This window comes from Gordonia sp. UBA7599, from assembly GCA_002477755.1.
Classification (GTDB): Bacteria; Actinomycetota; Actinomycetes; order Mycobacteriales; family Mycobacteriaceae; genus Gordonia.
On the sequence record DLKD01000134.1, the window covers coordinates 37,733 to 56,527 of the forward strand.

Annotated in this window: 18 protein-coding genes; 12 read left to right on the forward strand and 6 right to left on the reverse strand. The window is 66.4% G+C overall.

Features of this window, described 5'->3' with window-relative positions:
• Window positions 1–7: 7 nt before the first annotated feature.
• Window positions 8–1,720, reverse strand: coding sequence for a 3-oxosteroid 1-dehydrogenase (gene kstD, locus B4L26_RS15150; RefSeq protein ID WP_290720054.1), 1,713 nt, complete (start codon window positions 1,718–1,720; stop codon window positions 8–10).
• Between the two features lie 174 nt (window positions 1,721–1,894).
• On the opposite strand from kstD, the gene B4L26_RS15155 reads away from it, so the two are divergent.
• The 4 genes from B4L26_RS15155 to B4L26_RS15170 all read left to right on the forward strand — a co-directional run bounded on the left by B4L26_RS15155 (window position 1,895) and on the right by B4L26_RS15170 (window position 5,589).
• Window positions 1,895–2,683: a 2-keto-4-pentenoate hydratase gene (locus B4L26_RS15155; RefSeq protein ID WP_290720055.1), complete on the forward strand. Its 789-nt coding sequence runs from the start codon at window positions 1,895–1,897 to the stop codon at window positions 2,681–2,683.
• A gap of 45 nt (window positions 2,684–2,728) precedes the next feature.
• On the forward strand, window positions 2,729–3,646 hold the full coding sequence (locus tag B4L26_RS15160; RefSeq protein ID WP_290720056.1) for an acetaldehyde dehydrogenase (acetylating): 918 nt from the start codon (window positions 2,729–2,731) through the stop codon (window positions 3,644–3,646).
• A 7-nt stretch (window positions 3,647–3,653) separates the two neighbouring features.
• A complete protein-coding gene (dmpG, locus tag B4L26_RS15165; RefSeq protein ID WP_290720057.1) occupies window positions 3,654–4,718 on the forward strand; it encodes a 4-hydroxy-2-oxovalerate aldolase in 1,065 nt (354 codons plus the stop codon).
• Window positions 4,719–4,857: 139 nt separating this feature from the next.
• Window positions 4,858–5,589 (forward strand): helix-turn-helix transcriptional regulator, encoded by a 732-nt coding sequence (locus B4L26_RS15170; RefSeq protein WP_290720058.1) that lies wholly within the window; start codon window positions 4,858–4,860, stop codon window positions 5,587–5,589.
• A 21-nt stretch (window positions 5,590–5,610) separates the two neighbouring features.
• Here B4L26_RS15170 and B4L26_RS15175 read toward each other — a convergent pair whose 3' ends face one another.
• Window positions 5,611–6,135 (reverse strand): SDR family NAD(P)-dependent oxidoreductase, encoded by a 525-nt coding sequence (locus B4L26_RS15175; protein WP_290720061.1) that lies wholly within the window; start codon window positions 6,133–6,135, stop codon window positions 5,611–5,613.
• A gap of 180 nt (window positions 6,136–6,315) precedes the next feature.
• On the opposite strand from B4L26_RS15175, the gene B4L26_RS15180 reads away from it, so the two are divergent.
• Window positions 6,316–7,479, forward strand: coding sequence for an LLM class flavin-dependent oxidoreductase (locus B4L26_RS15180; RefSeq protein WP_290720062.1), 1,164 nt, complete (start codon window positions 6,316–6,318; stop codon window positions 7,477–7,479).
• Window position 7,480: 1 nt separating this feature from the next.
• Complete coding sequence (locus B4L26_RS15185; protein ID WP_290720064.1) at window positions 7,481–9,019, forward strand: fatty acyl-CoA synthetase; 1,539 nt, start codon at window positions 7,481–7,483, stop codon at window positions 9,017–9,019.
• A gap of 92 nt (window positions 9,020–9,111) precedes the next feature.
• Here the strand turns inward: B4L26_RS15185 and B4L26_RS15190 are convergent, their stop codons facing one another.
• The 4 genes from B4L26_RS15190 to B4L26_RS15205 all read right to left on the reverse strand — a co-directional run bounded on the left by B4L26_RS15190 (window position 9,112) and on the right by B4L26_RS15205 (window position 12,643).
• Window positions 9,112–10,452, reverse strand: a complete 1,341-nt coding sequence (locus tag B4L26_RS15190; protein WP_290720066.1) for a hydroxysqualene dehydroxylase — start codon at window positions 10,450–10,452, stop codon at window positions 9,112–9,114.
• Complete coding sequence (locus B4L26_RS15195; RefSeq protein ID WP_290720068.1) at window positions 10,445–11,038, reverse strand: TetR/AcrR family transcriptional regulator; 594 nt, start codon at window positions 11,036–11,038, stop codon at window positions 10,445–10,447. The genes B4L26_RS15190 and B4L26_RS15195 overlap by 8 nt, the downstream gene beginning before the upstream one ends.
• Before the next feature lie 61 nt (window positions 11,039–11,099).
• Window positions 11,100–11,468, reverse strand: coding sequence for a hypothetical protein (locus B4L26_RS15200; protein WP_290720070.1), 369 nt, complete (start codon window positions 11,466–11,468; stop codon window positions 11,100–11,102).
• Window positions 11,468–12,643: a Rieske 2Fe-2S domain-containing protein gene (locus B4L26_RS15205; protein ID WP_290720071.1), complete on the reverse strand. Its 1,176-nt coding sequence runs from the start codon at window positions 12,641–12,643 to the stop codon at window positions 11,468–11,470. Before B4L26_RS15205 ends, B4L26_RS15200 begins: the two co-directional genes overlap by 1 nt.
• A gap of 215 nt (window positions 12,644–12,858) precedes the next feature.
• Between B4L26_RS15205 and hsaA the strand changes: the two genes are divergently transcribed.
• Genes hsaA through B4L26_RS15235 form a run of 6 tightly spaced genes read left to right on the forward strand, consistent with a single transcriptional unit; the run spans window position 12,859 to window position 18,718 of the window.
• Window positions 12,859–14,052 carry a 3-hydroxy-9,10-secoandrosta-1,3,5(10)-triene-9,17-dione monooxygenase oxygenase subunit gene (gene hsaA / locus B4L26_RS15210; protein ID WP_290720073.1) on the forward strand — a complete coding sequence of 398 codons (1,194 nt, stop codon included), beginning with the start codon at window positions 12,859–12,861 and terminating at the stop codon, window positions 14,050–14,052.
• Window positions 14,053–14,085: 33 nt separating this feature from the next.
• Window positions 14,086–15,003: an iron-dependent extradiol dioxygenase HsaC gene (gene hsaC / locus B4L26_RS15215; protein WP_290720074.1), complete on the forward strand. Its 918-nt coding sequence runs from the start codon at window positions 14,086–14,088 to the stop codon at window positions 15,001–15,003.
• A gap of 8 nt (window positions 15,004–15,011) precedes the next feature.
• Window positions 15,012–15,584, forward strand: coding sequence for a 3-hydroxy-9,10-secoandrosta-1,3,5(10)-triene-9,17-dione monooxygenase reductase subunit (gene hsaB, locus B4L26_RS15220; protein ID WP_290720075.1), 573 nt, complete (start codon window positions 15,012–15,014; stop codon window positions 15,582–15,584).
• A complete protein-coding gene (locus tag B4L26_RS15225; protein ID WP_290720076.1) occupies window positions 15,581–16,798 on the forward strand; it encodes a hypothetical protein in 1,218 nt (405 codons plus the stop codon). Before hsaB ends, B4L26_RS15225 begins: the two co-directional genes overlap by 4 nt.
• Entirely contained in the window at window positions 16,795–17,577 is a 783-nt protein-coding gene (locus tag B4L26_RS15230; RefSeq protein ID WP_290720077.1) for an SDR family oxidoreductase, read from the forward strand. The genes B4L26_RS15225 and B4L26_RS15230 overlap by 4 nt, the downstream gene beginning before the upstream one ends.
• Window positions 17,570–18,718 carry a sulfotransferase family protein gene (locus B4L26_RS15235; protein WP_290720079.1) on the forward strand — a complete coding sequence of 383 codons (1,149 nt, stop codon included), beginning with the start codon at window positions 17,570–17,572 and terminating at the stop codon, window positions 18,716–18,718. The genes B4L26_RS15230 and B4L26_RS15235 overlap by 8 nt, the downstream gene beginning before the upstream one ends.
• Window positions 18,719–18,795: the final 77 nt, after the last annotated feature.

Genomic DNA, 18,795 nt, shown 5'->3' on the forward strand with positions numbered 1-18,795 from the left:
TCTCCTTCTACGCGCCGCTGGCGGCGGTGGACGATGCGGCCGCATCGGCCTTGGCCTTGGCGTCGAGTGCGGCGAGGTAGCCGAACACCATGGCCGGACCGATCGTCGCGCCCGGGCCGGCGTAGGTGTGGCCCATCACCGGCGCACTCGTATTGCCGGCGGCGTAGAGGCCGTTGATCACCGAGCCGTCGGGGCGCAGTGCACGACCGTCCTCGTCGGTGACGATCCCGCCCTTGGTGCCGAGGTCGCCGGGGACCATCTTCACCGCGTAGAACGGGCCCTTGTCGACCGGGCCCAGGCTAGGGTTGGGCTTGTTGGTGATGTCGCCGTAGTAGTGGTCGTAGCCGCTGGCGCCGCGCCCGAAGTCCTTGTCGACGCCGTCGCGCGCGAAGCCGTTGAACTTCTCGGTGGTGGCGACGAGGTTCTCGGCGGGCACGCCGATCTTCTCGGCTAGCTCGGCGATGGTGTCGGCCTTCACGATGACCCCGGAGGCGAGCCAACTCTTGGGGATCGGCTGCTTCGCGGTCAGCCCGGCGAACAGGTAGCGGCCGCGGCAGCGGGTGTCCATGATCATCCATGCGGGGACGTTCTCGCCCGGACCGTCGCCCTGCCCGAAGTCACCGCCGTACATGTGGTGGGCGGCCTCGACGTAGGGCAGCGACTCGTTCATGAACCGCTCGCCGCGCTCGTTGACGATGAAAGTGCCCGGTACCGAACGCTCCGACAGCGCGAACCACGGGCCCTTGGGCAGCGGGATCGTCGGGCCCCACCAGGCATCGTCCATCAGCGCGACGTCGGCGCCGGCCTTGATGCCGGCAGTGATGCCGTCGCCGGTGTTCGACGGTGCTCCGGTGGTCCATTCGGTCCCGATCGGGGCGCGCTGGTACTGCTTGCGCATCGCGTCGTTGTGCTCGAAGCCGCCGGTGCCCAGGATGACGCCGTAGCGGGCGCCCAGCTCTGCGCGCTCACCGTCGGACTCGGTGACGACGCCGACGACAGCGCCGTTCTCGTCGGTGATCAGGTCGGTAAGTGCGGTATTGAAGCGGATCGGGACCCCCGCCTCACGCAGGCCCAGGAGCAGTTCGGAGGACAGGGCGGCGCCCATCGCGATGAGCTTCTTGTTGCGGAACTTCGACCAGCTGAACCGCGAGGCGACCTTGACCAGCTTGGCGATGCCCTTGCGGTGGCGGGTGCCGATGTTCATCCACCGGTAGTCGCTCTGCAGCACCACCATGTTCAGCGGTGCCTTCGTGTACTGCGGGTGCAGGTTGTCCAGGTCGGCGCCGAGGCGGCGGGCGTCGAAGGGCTTGGGCTCCACCGACCTCCCACCGAGGCGTCCGCCGGGTGCCTCCGGGTAGTAGTCGGAGTAGTCCTTGACCCATTCGAGCTCGAGGGCGGAGTGGGCAATCAGGTAGTCCAGTGCCTCGGGGCCGCGGTCGATGTAGGCGTCAATCTTCGCCGCCGGTGCATGCTCGCCGATGATGGAGTGGACGTACTTGCGGGCCTCGTCGACGGTGTCCTCGACGCCGTCGCGGCGGAGCACCGAGTTGTTGGGGATCCACACGCCGCCGCCCGAGCGCGACGTCGAGCCGCCCCAGTACGGGGACTTCTCGATCAGCACCGTCGAGAGTCCCTGCGTGGCGGCAGTGAGCGCGGCGCTCATGCCGGCGGCGCCTGCGCCGACGACGATGACGTCAAAGGTTTCGGGGGGCGTGGTCATGTCGGTCCTCTCCGCGCCGCTGCTCGTCGGCGTCGTGCCACTCAATCTACCCAACAATTAGAACACGTTATAGTATTGGCCTGGCAGGGGTCTACAGCAGCTAGACGGCTATACGGCGGCCCGAGCAAGTGTCAAAATAGCAACCAGTTCGCTTCATCATCGTGAGGAGACGCAATGGCCGTCAGTGACGCACTGCGCGCCCAGATCGCCGATGACCTGGCCCGTGCCGAGGCCACCGCGGTAGGGATCGCCCCGCCCACCGCCAGCCATCCCGACCTCGACGTGGTCGACGCCTACGAGATCCAGCTCATCAACATCCGCAAGCGCCTCGACGCAGGGGCGAAGGTGGCCGGCCACAAGGTGGGCCTGGCGTCAGAGGCGATGCAGAAGATGATGGGCGTCAACGAGCCCGACTATGGGCACCTCCTCGACGACATGCAGTATTTCGAGGGCACGCCGATCGACTTCTCCGCCCTGTGCATCCCGCGCGTCGAGGTGGAGGTCGGGTTCATCCTGGGCGAGGACCTGCCGGGCGAGGGTTGCACCAACGACGACGTCATCGCGGCCATCGAGTGGGTCGTCCCGTCGATCGAGCTGATCGACTCGCGCATCAAGGACTGGAAGATCACCCTGCCGGACACGATCGCCGACAACGCGTCGTCGTGCGGGTGGATCCTCGGCCAGGAGCGCGTGAGGATCGCCGACATCGACACCGGGAACATCGACGCGACGTTGACCCGCAACGGCGAGGTCATCGCGGAGGGCAACTCGTCGGCAGTCCTGGGGCATCCCCTCAACGCGGTGTCGTGGCTGGCCAACAAGGTGTCGTCGTTCGGTGTGCGGCTGCGCAAGGGCGACGTGATCCTGCCCGGCACCGCCACCCGTGCCATCGACATCGCCTCGGGCGACCACTTCGTGGCCGAGTTCGCCGGACTCGGCAGCGTCACCCTGGATTTCACCTAGAACTGATTCTCCCCCTAACGGGATTCAACGCAGAAGGAGCCTCACGTGAGTGCGAAACTGAGCGCCGCAATCATCGGCTCGGGCAACATCGGGACCGACCTGATGTACAAGCTCGAGCGGTCCGACGTCATCGAGCCGCGGTGGATGGTCGGGATCGACGCCGATTCCGAGGGCATGAAGCGTGCCCGCGAGCACGGCCTGATCACGATGAGCGGCGGCGCCGACGAGCTGCTCGCCTCCGCGGAGAAGCCGGACCTGATCTTCGAGGCGACGAGCGCCTACGTGCACCGCGAATACGCACCGAAGTACGAGGCCGCCGGGATCACCGCGATCGACCTCACGCCCGCCGCCGTCGGGCCGGCCGTCGTGCCGCCGGCGAATCTGCGCGAGCACCTCGACGCCCCCAACACCAACATGATCACGTGCGGTGGACAGGCCACGATCCCGATGGTGCACGCGGTGTCCTCGGTCGTTCCGGTGCCCTATGCCGAGATCGTCGCGTCGGTGTCGAGCGAGTCGGCCGGTCCGGGCACGCGCGCCAACATTGACGAGTTCACCAAGACGACGTCGCGCGGCATCGAAACGATCGGCGGCGCCGACCGCGGCAAGGCGATCATCATCCTCAACCCCGCCGATCCGCCGATGATCATGCGCGACACCATCTTCTGCGCGATCCCCGCCGACGCCGATACCGATGCGATTGCGGCGGCGATCCACCAGCGCGAGAAGGACATCCAGGAGTACGTGCCCGGCTACCGGTTGCTGCAGGACCCGCAGTTCGATCCGCCGAGCGTCCTCAACGGCGGGTTCGCCCGCGTCTCGATCTTCGTCGAAGTCGAGGGCGCCGGAGACTTCCTGCCGCCGTACGCCGGGAACCTCGACATCATGACCGCCGCGGCCACCAAGGTGGGCGAGGAGATCGCCAAATCGAAACTGGCCGCCACTGCTGCGGTCGGGAAGTGAGTGAGTGATGAGTGACTTGATGGCCAATGCACGGCCCTACTCCGACACCCTCGACATCCGGATCACCGACTCGTCGCTGCGCGACGGCAGCCACCACAAGCGCCACCAGTTCACCGAGCAGGAGGTGCGCGACATCGTTGCCGCGCTCGACGACGCCGGTGTTCCGGTCATCGAGGTGACCCACGGCGATGGCCTGGGCGGATCGTCGTTCAACTACGGCTTCTCGAAGACCCCCGAACAGCAGCTGATCACCGCCGCCGCGGAAACCGCCAAGCGTGCGAAGATCGCGTTCCTGATGCTGCCCGGGCTCGGGACCAAGGATGACATCATCGCCGCCCGCGACAACGGTGGGCAGATCTGCCGAATCGCGACGCATTGCACCGAGGCGGATGTGTCGATCCAACACTTCGGTCTGGCGCGCGAGCTCGGCCTGGAGACCGTCGGGTTCCTGATGATGAGCCACACGCAGTCGCCGGAGGTGCTCGCCAAACAGGCGCGCATCATGGCCGACGCTGGCTGCCAGTGCGTCTACGTCGTTGACTCCGCCGGCGCGATGGTGCTCGAGCAGGTTGGCGACCGGGTGGCCGCACTCGTCGCCGAACTCGGCAACGACGCGCAGGTGGGCTTCCATGGTCACGAGAACCTCGACGTCGCCGTCGCGAATTCGGTGTTGGCGATCCGGGCGGGCGCCCAGCAGATCGACGGTTCGATCCGCCGCTTCGGCGCCGGTGCGGGCAACACCCCGACCGAGGCCTTCGTCGGGGTCTGCGACAAGCTCGGGATCAAGACCGGCGTCGATTTCATGAAGATTGCCGACGCCGCGCAGGACGTCGTGCGCCCGGCCATGCCCAGCGAGTGCCTGGTGGACCGCCCAGCCATGATGATGGGCTACGCCGGCTGCTACAGCTCCTTCCTCAAGCACGCCGAGGGCCACGCCGAGAAGTACGGCGTCTCCGCAGCGGAAATCTTGATCGAGGCGGGCAACCGCAAGCTCGTTGGTGGCCAGGAGGACCAGCTCATCGACATCGCGCTGGAACTGAAGAAGAAGCAGGACGCCAACGCCGGCGTGTAGCCGCTGTACCCGCACCGTTTCGTCAACCCCGCCCCAATTGATGGCGAATTGAGGAAGCGGTGAGGGAATGACGCTCGGGCGACTATGCAGGCGGCGCTACCATGGCCTTTAGGGGGCGTGCCGCAAGGGAGCAGCAGCGATGGCGACAGCGCTTGAGGTCGACGACTATCGGCGCGTGTTCCGCTTCCTCGAACACGTCCAGGAATCACGTGCCATCGGTGAGTTCAAGAATCGCGTGATCGAGGCGCTGCACCGGGAATTCGGGCTGCGGAACTCGACCTTCTTCACCGGTCCCTCCTATGGGGCGCTCTTCGAGGATCCCGACCCCATGCTCTACGGCCGGACCGTGGCACTCTTCGACGAGTACCGCTCGGACTGGGTCGACTACGACGTGTTCCAACTCGACGAGGCCCGGGTCAAGCTGGAGCAGTCGGGGGTGCTGTCGGCCCACGACCTCACAGTGTTGCCGGAGGCGTCACGCATGTACCTGCGTGACTTCCTCGGTCGACGCGGCGTCGCCGACGTGGGGACTCTGTACCTGCGCCACAGCGACGGCCACAGCCTCGTTGGCATGTTCGCTGTCGACGCCCCGTTCTCCGAGCGCGACCTGCAGGTGTTGGGGGTCATCGCGAAACAGTTGACGGTGTTCGGTCGCAACCTCCCGCACGACTTACCGTCGGCCGTGGGGCGCCTCGATCGGCTCACACCCCGGCAGCGCGACGTCGCCGCGCTCGTTGCGCAGGGGATGAGCAACGCCGAGATCGCGGCAACGCTGGTGATCGCCGAGGACACGGTGAAGAAGCACGTCAGCCACGTGCTGAGTGTCACCGGATGCCGCTCGCGAACCGAACTCGCGCTCTACATGCAGTGACTATGGGCGCATGTGGCCGCGCTACTTCTGCTCAGGTGAACGTGCCGAGTTCTTTGTGAAGGCCTCGACGCCGGCCTTCGCCGCGGCATACGAACTGCCGCCGTACAGGGGGACGTGGGCGTTGAGCGAGGAGACGTTGACGATCGCCCCGCCGTTGCCGCCGGCGCGCATGGCCAGCGCGGAGTACCGCGTCACGAGATAGGTGCCGCCCAGGACCACGGACACCGTCGCATTCCAGTCCGCGACCGAGCCGTCAGTGATCGTGCCGATCTTCGCCAGGCCGGCGATGTTGAAGGCGCTGTCGAGCTTGCCGAACTTCGCCACGGCGGCGTCGACGGCGGCCTTCACGTCGTCCTCGTTGGTGACGTCGCCGGCATGGGCGAGGGCCTTGTCACCCAGTGCTGTTGCCGCAGACTCGACGGCCGCGGCGTTGAGGTCGAACAGCACCACAGTGGCGCCGTCGTCGATGAGTTGTTGCGTGACTGCCGCGCCGATTCCGGACGCGGCGCCGGTGACCAGTGCCACCTTGTTGGCGAAACGGGACATGATCTTCGATGCTCCTTGCTCGATTCATTCGTCACCACGAGATGGTGTGGGCCACACGCTATTGACTGCCGCCGCGGTCCGGCAGCGCACGAAGGGGTACTCGCGAATAGCACTTTCGTGGAATACCCAGTGCAGGCCGCAGGTGTGACGCTGGTTACACCAGATCAAAGGAGAGACCCCATGGCACGACTCAAGTTCGGGACGTTCATCGCACCGGTGCACAAGCCCGGCATCAACCCGACGCTCGCCTTCGAGCAAGACCTCCAGCTCGTCGAGCACCTGGACCGACTCGGATACGACGAGGCCTGGTTCGGCGAGCATCACTCGGCCGGTTCCGAGCTGATCGGATCGCCGGAGATCTTCATCGCCGCGGCCGCCGCGCGCACCCGCCAGATCAAGCTGGGCACCGGCGTCACCTCGATCGCGTACCACAACCCACTCTGGGTCGCCGATCGCATGGTGCAGCTCGACCACATGACGCGCGGACGCGTCATGCTCGGCGTCGGGCCGGGCTCGCTGCCCACCGACTCCGCGATGATCGGCCTGACGCCGACCCAGACGCGTGAAATCCTCGAGCCGAATCTCGACGTCATCCTGCGCCTGCTCGCCGGTGAGACGGTCACGACGCAGACCATCACCCACAACCTCATCGACGCGAAGCTGCAGCTGGCGCCCTATTCCGACCCGCTGTTCGACATCACTGTCGCGGCCGTGGCTTCCCCGACCGGGGCGCGCCTGGCCGGCAAGTACGGGTTGGGCATGCTCAGCATTGGCGCGACGCTGACCGCCGACGGGTTCAACGCGCTGGCCCACCACTGGAACATCGTCGAAGAGCGCGCCGAGGCAAACGGTCAGCAGGTCAGCCGGGAAGGCTGGCGTCTCGTCGGCCCGTTCCACATCGCCGAGACCCAGGAGCAGGCCTACAAGGACGTCGAGTACGGCATCGAGCACTGGTTCAACTACTTCGAGCACGTTGCCGCGTTCCCTCAGATGGCGGTAGCGGGCGACAACCTGCGCGAGATGATCGACTTCATCAACGGCGCCGGCATCGGCGTGATCGGCACGGCCGAACAGGCGCGGGCACAGGTGCAGCGCCTCGTCGACCAGTCCGGTGGGTTCGGGTCCATGCTGCTGATGGGTCATGACTGGGCGAACTTCGAGGCCACCAAGCGCTCGTACGAGATCTTCATGCGCGAGGTCGCCCCGCACTTCCAGGGTCAGTCCCAGCCCACCATCGACGCCGCCGAGCGGGCGACCGCGGTCCGCGAGGACCATGCCGCGGCGCAGATGAAGGCAGTCGAGATCATGACCGCGAAGTACGAGGACGAAAAGGCCCACGCCTGACATGTCCGCCATCCACTCCAGTCGCGTTGACGACGTCCTGAGGCGCAGCGCCGCGCGGTCACCGCACCGCCCGGCGCTGGCCTTCGGCGACCGGTCGTGGACCTACCGCGAACTCGACGACGCCGTCACCCGGGCGGCCGCCGAACTTCTCGCGAAAGGCGTCGGTAGTCAGGAACGGGTGGCCGTCTACGGGTCCAACTCGGACGCGTACGTGATCGCCTTCCTGGCCTGCTCACGGGCCGGTTTGGTGCACGTCCCGATCAACAATGCGCTGACCGGCGATGAACTGGACTATCTGCTCACCGACTCGGGGGCGAGTCTGGTCCTCGCTGACCCGGGCCTCGCGCCCCGCGTCGTGCAGGTCAGTGACGTGCCGGTCATGGCGTTGCGCGACAGCGACGAATCACTGCTGTCGCGGGTGCGGTCCTGCGGTGGTCCGGTGCCGGAGGTGCCCGAACCCGACGTGGACGAGTCCGGGCTGGTCCAGTTGCTCTATACGTCGGGCACGACCTCGGCCCCCAAGGGGGCGATGATGTCGCACCGGGCGCTGGTGCACGAGTACTTCTCGACCATCGTCGCGCTGGACCTCACCGGCAACGACGCACCGCTGCACGTGATGCCGCTTTATCACTCGGCCGGGATGCACGTGTGGATGATGCCGTACCTGGCGGTCGGCGCGGCCAACCAACTGATGCCGTCCGCCGACGTCACCGCCATCCTCGAACAGATCGAGGAGACCCGGGCCGGCTCCATCTTCTTGGCGCCGACCGTGTGGGTGCCGTTGTCACAGCACGAGGACTTTGCGCGGCGCGACCTGTCGAGTTTGCGCAAGGCGATCTATGGTGCGTCGATCATGCCCGTGCCCGTCTTGGAGCGGCTCCAGAAGGCGTTGCCGCAATTGGGCTTCTACAACGCCTTCGGGCAGAGCGAGATCGGTCCGCTGGCGACAGTGCTGCGCCCCGAGGAGCACGCTGCGCGACCCGCGTCCTGCGGGCGGGCGGTGCTCAACGTGGAGATCCGGGTCATCGACGGCAATGGTGAACCCGTTGAGGCGGGCGGGCAGGGCGAGGTGGTCTACCGGTCACCGCAGCTGTGCGACGGGTACTGGAACAAACCGGAAATGACCGAGGAGGCCTTCCGCGGCGGCTGGTTCCACTCCGGGGACTTGGTGTCGATCGACGACGAGGGGTTCATCACCGTCGTCGACCGCATCAAGGACGTGGTCAACACCGGCGGGGTCCTCGTTGCGTCCCGCGAGGTGGAGGACGCCCTCTACACCCATACAGGCGTCGCCGAGGTAGCCGTGATCGGGGTGCCCGACCCGAAATGGATTGAAGCCGTTGTCGCGTTCGTCGTGGCCAACAGCGACGTCACCGAGGAGGAGCTGGTCGTCCACGCCAAATCGCGACTGGCCTCGTTCAAGGTTCCCAAAGAGATCGTTTTCGTCGATCAGTTGCCGCGCAACGCGAGTGGCAAGCTGCTCAAACGAGTGGTGCGCGCCGAGCATGCCGAGGCGCGCAAGAAGAGTGACGGGGCGTGACCATCCCGTACATCGGTCGTAAAGGCGCCGCGGTTTCGGCAACCCAGCATCGATCGACGTTGGATTGACGAAACGGTGAGGGATCGGTGAGGTCAGGCGAGGAGGGCCTCGACGGCCCTCTGTGCGCTCTGGGCGGCTCCGCCGATTGTCGACGGGAAGTCGGTCTGGGTCCAGTCGCCGGCCAGGACCAGACCATCGACGGAGGTCTTCTGGTCCGGGCGGATGCCGAAGGTGCCGGGGCGCTGGCTGAACGTCGCGTTCTTCATCCGGACGACCAGTCCGTGCACCAACTCGGCGTCGCGCGCAGAGGGGTAGTACTTGCGGATGGTGTCCATCGTGACGTCGAGGACCTCTTGGTTGGTGTGCAGGGAGTTCAAGTCGTAAGCCGCGCTGACCATCGTCGAATAGGAGTACAGGCCGCGGTCGCTGCCGTCGTAGCCGACGATGCGCTGACGGTCGAAGACCTGCTCGACGACGCCGATGCCGCCGACTAGCGCGTCGATCGCATAGGGCATCTCGAGTGACTTGTCGAGCCACAGGTACGTGCAGACGATCGGGGCGGGCACGAGTTGCTCGGCGATCTCGTGGAGCCGTTCGTGCTCGGGCAGGTCGTCGAGTAGGCCCTCGATGCTCCACGGCGGTACCGCGCAGACCACGGCGTCGGCCTCGATGAACTCACCATTGGTGAGCCGGACCCCGGTGACCTTCCCGTCGTCGATCACGATCTTGCGCACGGTCGACTTGTCGCGGATCTCGCAGCCGTTGTTGGCGAGGACCTTCTCTGCGCCGGTGACGAACAGTGAGTTGAAGTCGACCGACGAGTAGAGCAGCGAGCCGTTCTGCGCAGCTTCGCGCCCACGGGTGACCATGATCGCCAGCAGGTCGCGGAACGCCCGTGCCGAGGCCAGTTCGGGCTTCTCGTTGAGGGCGCCGATGATCAGGAAGTCGATCCACGTCTCGCGCAGGATGCGGGGGAGTCCGGCATAGTCCATCCACTGCTCGGCGGTGATGTTGTTGAGCGAGTCCTTGCGCCAGATGGCGTCGCGCGCCATCCGCAGGTAGGCGCTCCACATGGCGAAGCGTCGGCGGACACCGATCCCGGGCGCCCAGAAGAACATGGCCGCGGGGCCGCGGGGGTCGATGACGCCGTCCGGCTCGACACGGCGCGAGTACCGGTCCGGCTGGATCAGCAGATCGCGGCTACCGGTCATGTCGAGGTAGTCGAAGAGCTCGGTGAACGCGCCGGAGATCACGTGCATGCCGTTGTCGGCGGTGTCGTCGAGATGCGGCACGGGAATGGCATGCGTGCGCCCGCCGAACTGCGCGCGGCGCTCCAGAAGCGTCACCCGGACCCCGGCGTCGGCGAGCCGAACCGCCGCTCCTAGACCGGCGACGCCGGCGCCGATGACGATGCAGTGCTCGGGCTTAGTCATGTGCGATACCTCCGAGGATGTAGGTGCTGAAGTACGTGCGAACCGCATCGGGGTTCGTCAGGTCGACGTGTATGGGCGGCAGCAACTCGATGCTGAAGAGTGCGCGCAGGATCCATTCGGCCGCCGCATCGGCGTCGATGCCGCCCGTGACCTCGCCGCGCTGCGCTGCGCTGCGGATGAGTGGCGCCCAGAATGCGACGGACTGGCGCATGAGGTCGTCACCGCGCTCGTCGAGGATCAGGTCGATGAGGTCGGTGGTGTGCAACGACAGGGGGTCGGCCCAGCGTCGGTGTTCGCTGATGGCGACCGCGGCCTGTCCGAGTTGGCCGGCCAGGGTGTCCTCGGTCTGCACCGCGACGGCGAACATCGCGACGAATTGTTCGGCCAGGTAGTCGAAGGCGGCGTCGACGGCAGACTGCTTGTCGCCGAACCAGTTGTAGAGCGTGCTGCGGCTGACTGATCCGTCCTGTGCGGCGGCCGACAGGCTGAACCGTTGGCGCCCGAGGCGCAGGAGTGTCGCCGCCACCGCGGCGCGGACCGGCTCGGGCGCACGGCGGCAGTCGGGAGGCTCTCGTTCGCTGGACACGTTGGACAATATAGACAGAAACTGTCCAAGTCGTGTGCTATTCAGCGAATAGCCAAACGAATCACCAGTACCCGTCGGGATCGACCTCGGGGCCCTCGCGGGGAATGATGCCCTCGGCGACGCCGTGGTCGATCGACGCGGTCAGGCGCGGACAGCCCGGCAGCATCGCGGGGTTTCCGCCGTCGGCGCGCACCTCATCGAAAGCCGGGCACCGCTCGCGGGCGGCGGCGGTCCATTGCACGCTCGTCTGGTGCGGGCTGGTCTTCTTGACGAAGACGCAGGCGTGGCACGCGCGGCACTCGATCTCGGTGAGACCGTTGCGCAAGTAGTGCTGGCGGTCGCGGGCGGTGGCAGCCTCAATCGCGGCCCGGCGCGCTGGGTCGTCGTGGTAGTCGGGCGCTTTCGCCCAGCCCGGCGCCACCCGGGTCATCAGACCCCGGCCTCCGCGGCGGTCTTGGCGGCCTCCTCGGCGGCGGCTTCCTCCTGCTGGCGCTTGAGGTTCTCCTGCACCTCGATGTTCCAGTTCTCCACGGCTTTGGTCGTGTCGATCTCGTACTCGAAGCGCTGGACCATCTCCTCGGTGACGTCGTCAGCGTCGACGTAGAACTGCTCGTACCACCGTCGCAGCTGGTAGACGGGACCGTCCTCCTCGACGAGCAGCGGGTTGTCGATGCGAGTCTTGTGCTTCCAGATCTCGACGTCCTGCAGGAAGCCGACCTCGATGCCGGCGCTGATCTTCGAGGCCATCTTCTGACCCTGCTCGGCGGTGAGTCCCTCGGGGATCTTCGCCATGACGCCGTACATGAGGACGAAGTTGTTCTCGTCGATCGGGTAGTGGCAGTTGGTCAGGATCGTTTCGACCGCGTAGCCGCCGTAGTACTGGACCATCGGGTTGAGCATGTACGACGGGCCGTAGTACGCGGCGATCGACTCGAGTCGGCTGTCTCCGTAGGACGACATGATCGCGACGTCGGGGCGGCCGTGGCTGTTCATGTACTGCGCCGCGGTCTGGCCCTCGAAGACGTTCTTGAAGTAGTCCGGCAGGGCGTAGTGCACGTAGAAGAAGTGCGCCATGTCGACGACGTTGTCGATGATTTCGCGGCAGTTGGAGCCCTCGATCACCATGCGGGTCCACGTCCAGTCGGTCCACTTGTCCGAGCCGACTTCCTCGAGCTCGGGGATGTAGCAGTCCTCCGCCGGCGGGTTGCCCTCGGGGTCGTTGTAGACGAAGACCTGTCCGTTGCGGATCATCGTCGGCCAGGTACGGGTTTTGGCGAGCTTGGGATTGCGCTTGGCGTAGGGCACCGTCGCGCAGCGGCCCTTGCCGTTCCACTGCCAACCGTGGAACGGGCAGGCGACGTTGTCGCCGCGCAGCACGCCCTGGCTCAGGTCCCCGCCCATGTGGCGGCAGTATGCGTCGAGCACGCGCAGTTCACCCGTGGTGTCGGTCCAGGCGACGAGCTTGGTGCCGAAGGCCTCGATCGAATGCGGCTTGCCGTCGCCGAACTCTTCGACGAGGCCCAGGCAGTGCCAGCCCCGCGCGAAGCGCGACGGGATCTCACCGGTGTCGATCTCGCGCACGTCCGAATTTTGGGTGGTGGTCATGGCTACTCCTCCATCGGGGCTGCGACGTCCTATGTCAATACTAGAACACGTTCCAATAGTGTGCCGAATCGCAACCTTCGATGGCAACGATTACAGCAGCAAACAGGACGTATGGCCCCGTTCTCGACAGAAATGAGAACGTGTTCTAGTCTTAGCCCGTACGCTTCGCGGCGAGGCGATGGATAAAGCCCGCCGCCCACAGGCAGGAGAGGCACATGGCAGCCAGCACGACCCACCGCAGCGCCGAGGCGCAGAAGGTCCTCGACAACATCGACGCGTTGTTGCCCGACTTCGCGCAGCGCGCACAGGCTACCGAGGATGCGCGCCGCGTGTCTGACGAGAGTGCTCAGCAGTTGCAGGAAGCGGGCTTCTTCAAGCTGCTGCAGCCGGAGCAGTGGAACGGCTACCAGTGCGATCCGGTGAGCTTCTACGAGGCGGTCCGCCGGATCGCCTCGGCATGCGGTTCCGCCGGTTGGGTCGCCGGCATCATCGGCGTGCACAACTGGCACCTGGCGCTCTTCGACCAGCAGGCCCAGGAGGAAGTCTGGGGCAAGGACACCGACGTGCGGATCTCCTCGTCGTACGCGCCGATGGGCATCGGCGAGGTCGTCGACGGCGGCTACAAGGTGAACGGCAACTGGGCCTTCTCGTCAGGCTGTGACCTCGCGGACTGGACCTTCGTCGGTGGCCCGGTGATCAAGGACGGCCGCCCCGTCGACTTCGTCAGCTACCTCCTGCCGCGCGAGGACTACACCATCAAGGACGTGTGGAACGTCGTCGGCCTCAAGGGCACCGGCTCCAACACGCTCGAGGTCAAGGACGTCTTTGTGCCGCGCCACCGCGTGCTGTCGATGCGGACGATGGGCATGGGCGAGAGCCCCGGCCTGGAGCGCAACACCGCGCCGGTCTACAAGATGCCGTGGGGCACCATCCACCCGAGCACCATCGCGACGCCCATCGTCGGCATGGCCTACGGCGCCTACGACGCCCACGTCGAGCACCAGGGCAAGCGCGTGCGCGCCGCCTACGCCGGCGAGAAGAGCAAGGACGACCCCTTCGCCAAGGTGCGTATCGCCCAGGCCGCCAGCGAGATCGACGCCGCGTGGCGCCAGCTCTCGGGCAACCTGCAGGCCGAGTACGACCTGATCCTCGCCGGCGAGGAGGTCCCGATGGAGCTGCGCCTGGCCGCCCGCCGCGACCAGGTCCGCGCGACCGGCCGTGCCATCGAGGCGATCGACATGCTCTTCGAGAACTCCGGTGCCGGCGCCCTGAACGTCGATTCGCCGATCCAGCGCTTCTGGCGCGACGCCCATGGCGGTCGTGTCCACGCCGCCAATGACCCCGAGCGTGCCTACGTGGCCTTCGGGAACGGGGAGTTCGGCATCCCCATCGGCGACACCATGGTCTAGGTCTCGATACAGCCCCGCGGAGGAAAGAATTCAATGACCAGCGATCAGTCCCCGATCCGTTCCCTTGGGTACATGCGGATCGACGCCACCGACATGGACGCCTGGCGCGAGTTCGGTCTCAAGGTCCTCGGCATGGTCGAGGGCAAGGGGACTACTCCCGGCGCTCTCTACCTGCGGATGGACGATTTCCCGGCAAGGCTGGTGATCGTCCCCTCCGACCGCGACCACCTTGCGTGTTCGGGCTGGGAGTGCGCCACCGCGGAGGGCCTGCAGGAGGTCCGCGACCGGCTCACCGCGGCCGGCGTGGACTTCCGCGAGGGCACCAAGGAGGAGAAGGTCGAGCGCGCCGTCGACGGCCTCATCATCTTCAACGATCCCGACGGCAACGTGCTGGAGGCATTCCACGGCATCGCGCTGCAGCACCGCCGCGTCGTGCCGCCCTACGGGCAGACTTTCGTGACCGGCGAGCAGGGGTTGGGCCACGTCGTCCTCACCAGTCAGGACGACGCGAAGGCGCTCACGTTTTACCGTGACGTCCTGGGCTTCAAGCTGCGCGACTCCATGCAGCTGCCGCCACAGGTCGTCGGCCGCGGCGAAGGCGACGACCCGGCGTGGTTGCGCTTCCTCGGCGTCAACCCGCGCCACCACTCGATTGCCTTCTCGCCGTTCTCCAACGGCACCGGGATCGTGCACCTCATGGTCGAGGTCGACGACGTCGACGACGTCGGGCTGGCCCACGACCGGGCGTTGCGGAAGAAGATCAAGCAGTCGGCAACGATCGGGCGTCACGTCAACGATCTGATGCTGTCGTTCTACATGAAGACCCCCGGCGGGTTCGACGTGGAGTTCGGTTGTGAGGGCCGCACCGTCGACGACGCCGAGTGGATCGCGCGAGAGTCGACGGCCGTCAGCCTGTGGGGCCACGACTTCTCCATCGGCTTCAAGGGCTGAGCGCGGCCATGGCCAACCAGCCCTACGGGTCCAGCGATTTCGATTCGCGCCAGTTCCGCACGGCGATGGGGCAGTTCTGCACCGGCGTCACGGTGATCTCGACGATCGACGCCGACGACAAGCCGGTTGGCTTCGCGTGCCAGTCGTTCGCGGCACTGTCGCTCGACCCGCCGTTGGTGCTGTTCTGCCCGATGAAGACCTCGCGCAGCTGGCCGGTCATCGAGGCGGCCGGAAAGTTCGTCGTCAACGTCTTGGCCAACCGCCAGCAAGACGTCAGCGCGACGTTCGGTGCACCCGGCGAAGACAAGTTCAAGGCGATCTCGTGGGACAAGTCGCCGTTGGGCTTGCCGGTGATCCGGCACGCGCTGACATGGGTGGAGTGCGAGATTGACCGTGTCGTCGACGGCGGCGACCACCACATCGTGATCGGCCGCGCGACGACGCTGGGCGAGGTACTGCAGGACAAGCCGCTGCTGTTCTACCGCGGTGGGTATCTGTCCACCGAGCACCCGCGGGTCACCCCGGCGCAGGCCGAGCTCGACGACTTCCTCACCTGGACTGGCGGAGACACGTGGCTATGAGCCGTGAGCAGGAGCTTGCGACTGCTCCATCCGGCGTCGAGTCGGAGCTGGCGACTGCACCCTTCAGTGCTGCGATCGCCGATGCCGAGCGGCTCATCGCCAGTGCCGACTTCGCTGAGACCGATGCCGATCTCGCCGAGGGCTACGACTATCTCGCCGGCTCGATCTCGGCGATCCTGCAGCTTGTGCGGGCCCACAACAAGGCCCACCCCTACTTCGTGACGTCGACCGGGCCGTACTCGAAGATGGGCCTGGACAATCCGGACACGATCTACTACCACGCCGTGGTCGAACCCGACGCCACCTACGTGGTACGCGGAAGGCGCGGCAGCACAACGGATTTGAGTTTCCAGGTGTTGTGCGGGGAATACTCGGCGGACTCGGTGCCCGACGGGGATTCCGCATTCGACGACCGTCGCCTGACCATTGCCGCGGACGGCACGTTCGAGCTGACTTTCGGGCCTGCCCGCGACGACGCCCCGGATGACTACTTCGTCCTTCCCGACGGCGCGACGACCCTGGCGGTGCGCGAGGTGTACTCCGACTGGGATGCACAGCGGGGGCTCGTGACCATTGAGCGCACCGACACCGCCGGGACCGCGCCGGACGAGCCGAGCCTGGAGCGGGTCAAGCGCCGGTATGCCACCGCGGCGAAGATGCTGACTTCGCGCATCCACACCTGGTTCAACTTCCCCAAGTGGTTCTACCTCGACGAACCCGTCAACACGTTCACGGCGCCGCGGCCTACGCCCGGCGGACTTGCCACCCAATTCTCGTCGGTCGGTCACTTCGACCTGCCGGAGGACAAGGCGATGATCGTGACCGTCCCGGACAGCGACGCGCCCTACCAGGGGTTCCAGCTCGGCAGCCTCTGGTACATCTCGCTGGACTACGTGAACCACCAGACTTCCCTTACCTCGGCGCAGGCACAAACCGATCCCGACGGCAAGATCCGCATGGTGATCTCCGCGCGCAATCCCGGGGTCGCCAACTGGGTCGAGACGACCGGCCGCCGGCGCGGCATTCTGCAGTTCCGCTGGCAGCGCACCGACGACCCGATCGGCGTCGAACTCGGTCCGACCGCCGAGGTCGTCGACCTCGACGAGGTGGCGGCGAGACTGCCGTTCTACGACGAGAACCGGATCGATGAGCAGGGCTGGGCCGCGCGCATAGCGGCCCGTCAACGCGCGTTCGCAAGGAGGATGTTGGCGTGAACGGGCTACTGGACGGCAGGACCGTCGTCGTCTCCGGTGTCGGCCCTGGACTGGGTAAGGCGCTCTGCCTGCAGGCTGCGGCGCAAGGGGCAAAGGTCGTCCTCGCCGCACGCACCGAGTCGCGACTGAACGAGATCCGCGACGAGATCATCGACGGTGGTGGCATCGCGTTGGCCGTCCCGACCGACATCACCGACGACGAGGCGGTCGACTCGCTCGTGCGGACGGTCGTCGCGGAGTACGGCGGCGCCGACGTCGTGATCAACAACGCCTTCGCGATGCCGTCGATGAAACCGTTGGCGCGCACCGACTTCGAGCAGATCACCGCCGGTCTGGAACTGACCGTGCTGGGCACACTGCGCGTCATCAAGGCGTTCACCGAGCCGCTGGAGGCGTCGAAGGGCTCGATCGTCAACATCAACTCGATGGTGATCCGCCACTCCGAGCCGCGCTACGGCAGCTACAAACTGGCCAAGTCGGCACTGCTGGCGATGTCGCAAACGCTGGCAACAGAGCTGGGCGACAAGGGAATCCGTATCAACAGCGTCGCCCCGGGCTATATCTGGGACGACCAGCTCAAGTGGTACTTCGGAGAGATCGCCAAGAAGTACGGCATCACCACTGAGCAGGTCTACGAGCAGACGGCCTCCAAGAGCGACCTCAAGCGCCTTCCCACCCCCGACGAGATTGCCCGCGCCGCCCTGTTCCTCGCGTCGGACCTGGCGAGTGCGATCACCGGGCACACGCTGGACGTGAACTGCGGCGAATATCATGACTGACGCGGACCGCAAGACCAGCGTCGGCACCGTCGACGACCTCCACGAATCAGCAACGCGTGCAACCGGACTCACCGATTTCGGCGACGACACCGGTTACCGCGAGGCGTTGGCCATCCTGCTCGACTCCTACCGCGACGAAGCGGGCCTCACCCCTCTCGGGTCCAAGATGTTCCGGTTTTTCCTCAAGGGCGCACTTGTCGCCCGCCTGCTGTCTGAAGCGTCGTGGAAGGCCAACCCCGGATACGCCGACGTGGAGATCACCCGCCCGATCTTCGTCACGGGTCTTCCGCGCACCGGAACCACCGCACTGCACCGGCTGCTGTCGGCTGATCCGGCTCACCAAGGGTTGGAGATGTGGCTGGCCGAGTTCCCGCAGCCGCGCCCGCCGCGCGGGGAGTGGGCCGCCAACCCGGTGTACCAGCAGATCGACGCCGGACTCGCGCTGCACCACGTCGAGAACCCCGAGTTCATGGGCCTGCACTATATGACCGCCGCCGAGGTGGAGGAGTGCTGGCAGCTGCTGCGCCAGGACATCATGTCGATCTCCTACGAATCGCTGGCGCACGTGCCGACCTATTCGTCGTGGCTGGCCGCGCAGGACTGGACGCCGGCCTATCAGCGCCATCGCCGCAACTTGCAGCTGATCGGCAGCACCTCGCCGGAGAAGCGCTGGGTCTTGAAGAACCCGAGCCACCTGTTCGCGCTGGACGCCCTGATGGCGGCCTATCCAGATGCCTTGGTGGTGCAGACCCACCGTGCGCCGGAAACGATCATCGCGTCGATGTGCAGCCTCGCCGAACACGCGACGCCGGGTTGGTCGACGACCTTCGTCGGCGAGCAGATCGGGCGGGACCAACTTGCGCTGTGGTCGCGCGGGCTGCGCGATTTCACCGCCGCGCGGGCGAAATACGATCCGGCGCAGTTCGTCGACGTCGACTTCGCCGATCTGCGCAGCGATCCTTTCGGCACCGTCGAGAAGGTGTACGCGGCGCTGGGCACCGAGCCGTCGGAGCAGGCGCGCGCGGCCATGACCGCTCTCGACGAGGAGAGTGCCTCCGGTGACCGCAAGCCACAGCACCGCTACGACCTCGCCGATTACGGTCTGACCGTCGAGCAGGTCCGCGAAGCCTTCGCCGACTGAGCCCATTTCAGCGCCGAGCGAGCCCGATCCGTCGCCGAGCGAGCCTGAATCCGCGTCGAGCGAGCCCGAATCCATTG

What these genes read in the sequence shown, in the direction of transcription:
- kstD (WP_290720054.1), bottom strand. Translation starts at nt 1,720, where the DNA reads ATGACCACGCCCCCCGAAACCTTTGACGTCATCGTCGTCGGCGCAGGC.
- B4L26_RS15155 (WP_290720055.1), top strand. Translation starts at nt 1,895, where the DNA reads ATGGCCGTCAGTGACGCACTGCGCGCCCAGATCGCCGATGACCTGGCC.
- dmpG (WP_290720057.1), top strand. Translation starts at nt 3,654, where the DNA reads ATGAGTGACTTGATGGCCAATGCACGGCCCTACTCCGACACCCTCGAC.
- B4L26_RS15170 (WP_290720058.1), top strand. Translation starts at nt 4,858, where the DNA reads ATGGCGACAGCGCTTGAGGTCGACGACTATCGGCGCGTGTTCCGCTTC.
- B4L26_RS15175 (WP_290720061.1), bottom strand. Translation starts at nt 6,135, where the DNA reads ATGTCCCGTTTCGCCAACAAGGTGGCACTGGTCACCGGCGCCGCGTCC.
- B4L26_RS15180 (WP_290720062.1), top strand. Translation starts at nt 6,316, where the DNA reads ATGGCACGACTCAAGTTCGGGACGTTCATCGCACCGGTGCACAAGCCC.
- B4L26_RS15185 (WP_290720064.1), top strand. Translation starts at nt 7,481, where the DNA reads ATGTCCGCCATCCACTCCAGTCGCGTTGACGACGTCCTGAGGCGCAGC.
- B4L26_RS15190 (WP_290720066.1), bottom strand. Translation starts at nt 10,452, where the DNA reads ATGACTAAGCCCGAGCACTGCATCGTCATCGGCGCCGGCGTCGCCGGT.
- B4L26_RS15200 (WP_290720070.1), bottom strand. Translation starts at nt 11,468, where the DNA reads ATGACCCGGGTGGCGCCGGGCTGGGCGAAAGCGCCCGACTACCACGAC.
- B4L26_RS15205 (WP_290720071.1), bottom strand. Translation starts at nt 12,643, where the DNA reads ATGACCACCACCCAAAATTCGGACGTGCGCGAGATCGACACCGGTGAG.
- hsaA (WP_290720073.1), top strand. Translation starts at nt 12,859, where the DNA reads ATGGCAGCCAGCACGACCCACCGCAGCGCCGAGGCGCAGAAGGTCCTC.
- hsaC (WP_290720074.1), top strand. Translation starts at nt 14,086, where the DNA reads ATGACCAGCGATCAGTCCCCGATCCGTTCCCTTGGGTACATGCGGATC.
- hsaB (WP_290720075.1), top strand. Translation starts at nt 15,012, where the DNA reads ATGGCCAACCAGCCCTACGGGTCCAGCGATTTCGATTCGCGCCAGTTC.
- B4L26_RS15225 (WP_290720076.1), top strand. Translation starts at nt 15,581, where the DNA reads ATGAGCCGTGAGCAGGAGCTTGCGACTGCTCCATCCGGCGTCGAGTCG.
- B4L26_RS15235 (WP_290720079.1), top strand. Translation starts at nt 17,570, where the DNA reads ATGACTGACGCGGACCGCAAGACCAGCGTCGGCACCGTCGACGACCTC.